The 6035-nt window shown below is 44.7% G+C and carries 2 protein-coding genes; both read left to right on the top strand.

What is annotated here, in order from left to right:
• Nucleotides 1-1252 (top strand): LPXTG cell wall anchor domain-containing protein (locus tag H7T99_RS10405; protein WP_201035994.1); only part of this gene is annotated, 1252 nt, incomplete at its 5' end.
• Between the two features lie 272 nt (nucleotides 1253-1524).
• The coding region (locus tag H7T99_RS10715; RefSeq protein ID WP_201035993.1) for an accessory Sec-dependent serine-rich glycoprotein adhesin at nucleotides 1525-6035 on the top strand (4511 nt) is incomplete at its 3' end.

Below are 6035 nucleotides of genomic sequence, written 5' to 3'. Positions count from 1 at the left end.
GTCTGAGTCAGTAAGTGCTTCAGAATCAGCGTCTGCATCTGAGTCAGTAAGTGCCTCGGCTTCAGCAAGTGCGTCAGCATCAGCAAGTGCGTCTGAGTCAGCAAGTACTTCAGAATCAACAAGTGCCTCAGCCTCAGCAAGTGCGTCAGCATCAGCAAGTACTTCAGAATCAACAAGTGCCTCAGCCTCAGCAAGTACATCAGAATCAACAAGTGCGTCTGAGTCAGCAAGCGCCTCAGCTTCAGCAAGTGCATCTGAGTCAGCAAGTGCTTCAGCATCAGCAAGTGCATCTGAGTCAGCAAGTGCGTCAGCCTCAGCAAGTACATCAGAATCAGCAAGTACTTCAGAATCAACAAGTGCGTCAGCCTCAGCAAGTACTTCAGAATCAACAAGTGCCTCAGCCTCAGCAAGTACATCAGCCTCAGCAAGTACATCAGAGTCAGCAAGTGCCTCGGCTTCAGCAAGTACTTCAGCCTCAGCAAGTGCGTCAGCCTCAGCAAGTGCGTTTGAGTCAGTAAGCGCCTCAGCCTCTGTAAGTGCATCAGCGTCAGCAAGTGCATCTGAGTCAGCAAGCGCCTCAGCTTCAGCAAGTGCGTCAGCGTCAGCAAGTTCTTCAGAGTCAGCAAGCGCCTCTATTTCGGCTTCTAATTCTGTAATTTCAAGTAAAGGTCAGCCAGCCATTCTATCACTTGAAAGCCTGGATATTGAAAGCGTCATTGCCTCAGATTCTATCAGTACATCATCAAGCGTTTCAGAATCAGAGTCAGCATCATTGAGTGTCTCATTGAGTGAATCACAATCTGCCTCTGTAAGTGCTTCAATTTCTGCAAGTGAGTCTGTATCGTTGAGTGAAGTACAAAGTGCAAGTGTGTCTGTGTCAGAATCAGCAAGCACATCTGCGTCAGCGTCATCGAGCGCATCCGCTTCAGTATCTGAGTCAGCTTCTACATCAGCATTCTTGAGTGCCTCTGAAAGCACAAGTGCTTCAATAAGTATTTCAACATCATTGAGTACTTCAGCAAGTCTTTCAACCTCTGCCTCAACAAGTGCTTCAGTGTCTGCCTCATTGAGTGCCTCAGAATCAACTTCTGAAGTGAAAGATCCTAAGCACAAACGTGGTAGCCAAGCGCTTCCTAAGACTGGTGAGGAAAACTCATCATTGTCAATGGCATTTGGTGCTTTGGCAACTGCAACAGGCCTCGCCTTTCTTGCTAAACGTAAGAAAGATGAAGAAGAAAGTGTAGACTTCTAAGTCTTAGTAAGTTTAATCATTATCTTCTAGCGAGATAATCAAATATCCCCTATCGATTAGAGTGATTTCCTAATTGGTAGGGGATTTTTTTAGTCTGATATTCTAAAAATACAAATAGTTTTAATAAGTCTTAGGGTTACCATTATTATCGTATTTTTAGGAGGATGAAAGAAGTGATTAATCGATAGAAAGCGATCTCGAAATGAGATTTTTTGCTTAATTTTATGATAAAATTTAAGGGAGTGTTTTAATCAAAAATAAATGGAGTATATATGTTTTTTAGAAGGAATGAAGGTCAATATCGTGAAACCGATCGTGTGACACGCTTTAAATTGGTTAAGTCAGGGAAGCACTGGCTTCGTGCGGCGACGTCGAATTTTGGTCTTTTCAAGGTGCTTAGAGGAGGCGTGGATACACCGTCTGTTGCTGCCCATCAGGTAGAGGTGGATGCACCTGCTTTTTCAGGTCAGACACTGCTTAAGGGAGTGCTTGCAACGGGGGCCTTGTTAGGTGGTTCTGTTGTGACTCAAGTAGCTCATGCGGATGAAATGACTGATCAGCCGATTTTGGAAAGTGAAGCAGGAGCTAAGACTGATCTCTTGGCTACATCTGATTCCATTGTTCTTGGAAATATGGAGTCTGTGTCCAGTGTTCAAGAGAGTCAAGTAAATAGTCAAGAGTCATCAGAAACTGCGTCAAGTCAGACTTCGGAGGCTTCTTTGAGTGAGTCTCTATCACGCAGCCAATCAGTGTCTGCTTCTGAATTAGCTTCAAAATCGACATCCTTGTCATTGAGTGCCTCGCTTTCTGCTTCCTTGTCAGCTTCATTAACTTCTAAGTCGGAATCAGTAAGTCAGACAGATTCCTCTTCACATAGTCTGTCAGAGAGTACGCTTAGAGAAAGTTCAGAGCATAGTACAAGTACATCTGTTCAGTCAGTTAGCAAGAGTGATAGTAGTAGCGACACTAAAGTAGGGATGTCCCTTGTCATCTCAGAGTCAACCTTGTTAAACGCTTCCTTGACATCTGAAGTGCAAACGAATCGCCAATTATCTGATACGGCGACTGGGCTACTAGCTGCCTCGGTTGTGGCTGATGCTGAGCGTTTAGAACAAGAAAAGCGTCTCAAAGATTTAGCCTTAGACATTTATACCTATAAAGCTCAAGCTGTTGATTTGCCAAATACGGATGTTGCTATTCTCAAGGGAGATAAAGCCTTGGGTGCCATTCGTGTCAGTCTGGCTGATCGTGATAGCGATGTGTCTCCTACGATTAGTCAGGCTCGTCAGGCTAGAAATAGTCTTGCCAATGCGGTGCTTCGTGCGACATCTGGTCAGCGTGATCCTCGTAATGGTTCTCGCATTGATGCTAATAGCAACCTTCGTGCACCCCAGTATAATTTAGGTCCGGCTAACAATGCCTTGATTTCTGTTTATAACTCTGACTACATCAATCATGCTTATAATGTTGTTGAAACCATTCCTACACGAAATAGTATTAAAAGCATTGGCTACGCTTCTGGTAGTGATCGAGTGAATGGCATCAACATACCTCAGACTTCTGCATTGAAAAATAGTGCAGTCGCCTTTAATATTGTGGGGACTGTTGGGCAGACAGGGGTCGTAACGCCTGGGAAAATTTATAATGTTTCTTTTGTAGTGACTAATACGGCTAGGCAGTCAGTGACACGTACGCTTCGTATTCAGGTTTTGCCACAAAATGATGGCATTCGAAACCCGATTACGGCGGTGACAACGGGGGCTTATGTTAATGACACAAGTAATCTCGCTCAAGCCGAAAAAGATAAGGTTTGGGAGGCCTTTAAGACTGCTAACCCCAATATTGCCACTTCAAAGGACTTTAAATCTTATTCGGTTTCAGCATCTGGTGTGGTGACCATTACTTATAAAGATAACACCACAAATGATGTGACGGCTCCAGTGAAGCGACTTGCAGCACCAACGGTTGAAACGAGATTATTGGACAAGGCTTACACGCAGACACCTGTAACTGTGACAGGAGCTGAACCAGGTTCTACAGTCGTTCTATACAATAATGACGACGAAGTAGGAACAGCAGTGGCAGATGCTTCGGGTCAAGCGATTGTGACGCCGACAGTTAAGTTACAAACAGGTGGTGTAACAGCCAAAGCTCGCATCATGTATGATGATTATGCGGTATACTCAGATGCCAGCAATTCCGTGGCTGTAACGGATGGGACGCGTCCTGAAGTGACGGCTAAGTTGACTGTCGATGGTGTGGAACCTAAGTCTACGCCTCTCGAAGGTGGTGGGAAAAACTATACCATCTATGCTGGCGATGATGCTGTTTTGACTTTCACGGCTACAGATGACAGTGGCAAGCTTAAAGAAATGAAAGTTGTTGCAAGAGCCGACTTGGATGACAATGCCTTGAACGGAAATTTCTTTGGTAGTAGCCAGTATGGAACAGGTAATATTGAACCGATTACGGGAGATATCACAGCAACGAGTGACAATCCTGCAACCATCACAGCGACCATTCATTTGAAAGATGATCTTTACCATTCCTTCCGAAACACATGGCAACGTAATGTTGCTGCTATCGACAATGCATCAAATATGAACCGTCCAAATGGCTTGGGTGAGATTCGTATTACTCAGGGACGCTTAGCAGATCGTACGCCGGGTGTGGCACCGACAAGCACTATTCAGGTGACCAGCCTGACTGCCTTAACAGATGCAGATAAAAGCAAGATTATTGCGGCTGTGTCGGCCTTGAATCCAGAGGTTGCCAACCGTATTAAGTCTTATACGGTTAATAGCGATGGAACGGTAACGATTACTTATAAAGACAGTACGACGAATGTTGTGACGGTGAAATTGTCGGATAGTGATCACAGCCAGTCAGTGTCGCAAAGTGCCAGTCAGTCTAAGCAGGAGTCGATTTCTCAAAGTCGAAGTGAGTCCGTTAAGCAGTCTGCGTCGACCAGCCTTTCATTGAGCACGGTTGCTTCAAAAAGTGTTTCAAGTTCCTTGAGTTTATCAGCACAACAGAGTGTTTCAAAATCACAAAGTCAATCAGCCTCAGCGAGTGCGTCTTTGAGTGCCGTGAAGTCACAGAGTATCTCAAGTTCCTTGAGTTTATCAGCTCAACAGAGTGTTTCAAAATCACAAAGTCAATCAGTCTCAGCGAGTGCTTCTTTGAGTGCCGTGAAATCGGAGAGCGTTTCAAGTTCTTTGAGTGAGTCCTTGAAGACAAGCGTTTCGCAAAGTCAATCCGCATCAACAAGTGCGTCTTTGAGTGCTGAGAAATCGGAGAGCGTTTCAAGTTCTTTGAGTGAATCCTTGAAGACAAGCGTCTCACAAAGTCAATCAGCCTCAACCAGTACATCTTTGAGTGCAGTGAAGTCGGAAAGCGTTTCAAGTTCTTTGAGTGAATCCTTGAAGACCAGCGTCTCACAAAGTGAGTCAGCTTCAACGAGTGCATCTTTGAGTGCCGTGAAATCGGCGAGCATTTCAAGTTCCTTGAGTGAGTCCTTGAAGACCAGCCAATCTCAAAGTGAATCCGCATCAACAAGTGCGTCTTTGAGTGCTGTGAAATCGGCGAGCATTTCAAGTTCCTTGAGTGAATCCTTGAAGACCAGCGTCTCACAAAGTGAGTCAGCTTCAACAAGCACATCTTTGAGTGCCGTGAAATCAGCTAGTGTTTCAAGCTCATTAAGTGAGTCCTTGAAGACAAGCGTTTCGCAAAGTGAGTCAGCTTCAACAAGCACATCTTTGAGTGCCGTGAAATCGGAGAGCGTTTCAAGTTCATTAAGTGAGTCCTTGAAGACTAGTGTCTCACAAAGTGAGTCCGCTTCAGAGAGTGCGTCTGTTTCAGAGTCGCAATCCGTATCAAATTCCGAATCAGCCTCAGCGAGTGCATCAGTGTCTGAATCGCAATCAGTCTCGACTTCCGAGTCCGCTTCAGAGAGTGCTTCAGTTTCCGAGTCACAATCCGTATCAAATTCCGAATCAGCTTCAACAAGTGCTTCAGTTTCAGAATCCGTGTCTGTAAGCGAATCAATCTCTGAGTCGCAATCAGTGTCAAACTCAACTTCAGCCTCAGTAAGTGCTTCAATTTCAGAGTCACAGTCTGTTTCAACTTCCGAGTCATCGTCAGAAAGTGCATCAGTAAGCACATCACAGCTGGAATCGAATTCAGTTTCAGCGTCAGTAAGTGCATCAATTTCAGAATCACAGTCTGTTTCTAATTCAGAGTCAGCTTCAGTCAGCGAATCAATTAGTGAGTCACAATCCGAGTCAAATTCAGTTTCAACTTCAGAGAGTGAATCAACTTCAACATCTCGGTCTGAGTCGAACTCAACTTCAGCCTCAGAAAGTGCGTCAGTATCTGAATCGCAGTCAGTCTCAAACTCAGTTTCGACTTCAGAAAGTGCGTCAACATCAACATCACAATCAGAATCGAACTCAGTTTCGACTTCAGAAAGTGAGTCAATGTCAGCGTCACAATCCGAGTCAACCTCAGTTTCGACTTCAGAGAGTGAATCAACGTCAGCATCGCAATCCGAGTCAACCTCAGTTTCTACTTCAGAAAGTGAGTCGACATCAACATCACAATCCGAGTCAAACTCAGTTTCAACTTCAGAAAGTGAATCGACATCAGCGTCACAATCAGAATCAAAATCAGTTTCTACATCAGAGAGTGAATCAACGTCAGCATCACAATCAGAATCAAACTCAGTTTCTACATCAGAAAGAGAATCAACCTCAGCGTCACAATCCGAGTCAACCTCAGTTTC

Origin of the sequence: Streptococcus sp. 17.1 (assembly GCF_016648655.1) — a bacterium.
GTDB classification, from domain to species: Bacteria; Bacillota; Bacilli; order Lactobacillales; family Streptococcaceae; genus Streptococcus; species Streptococcus salivarius_E.
Note: the sequence above shows the minus strand (reverse complement) of the source record. Positions and strands in the feature narration are given on the sequence as shown.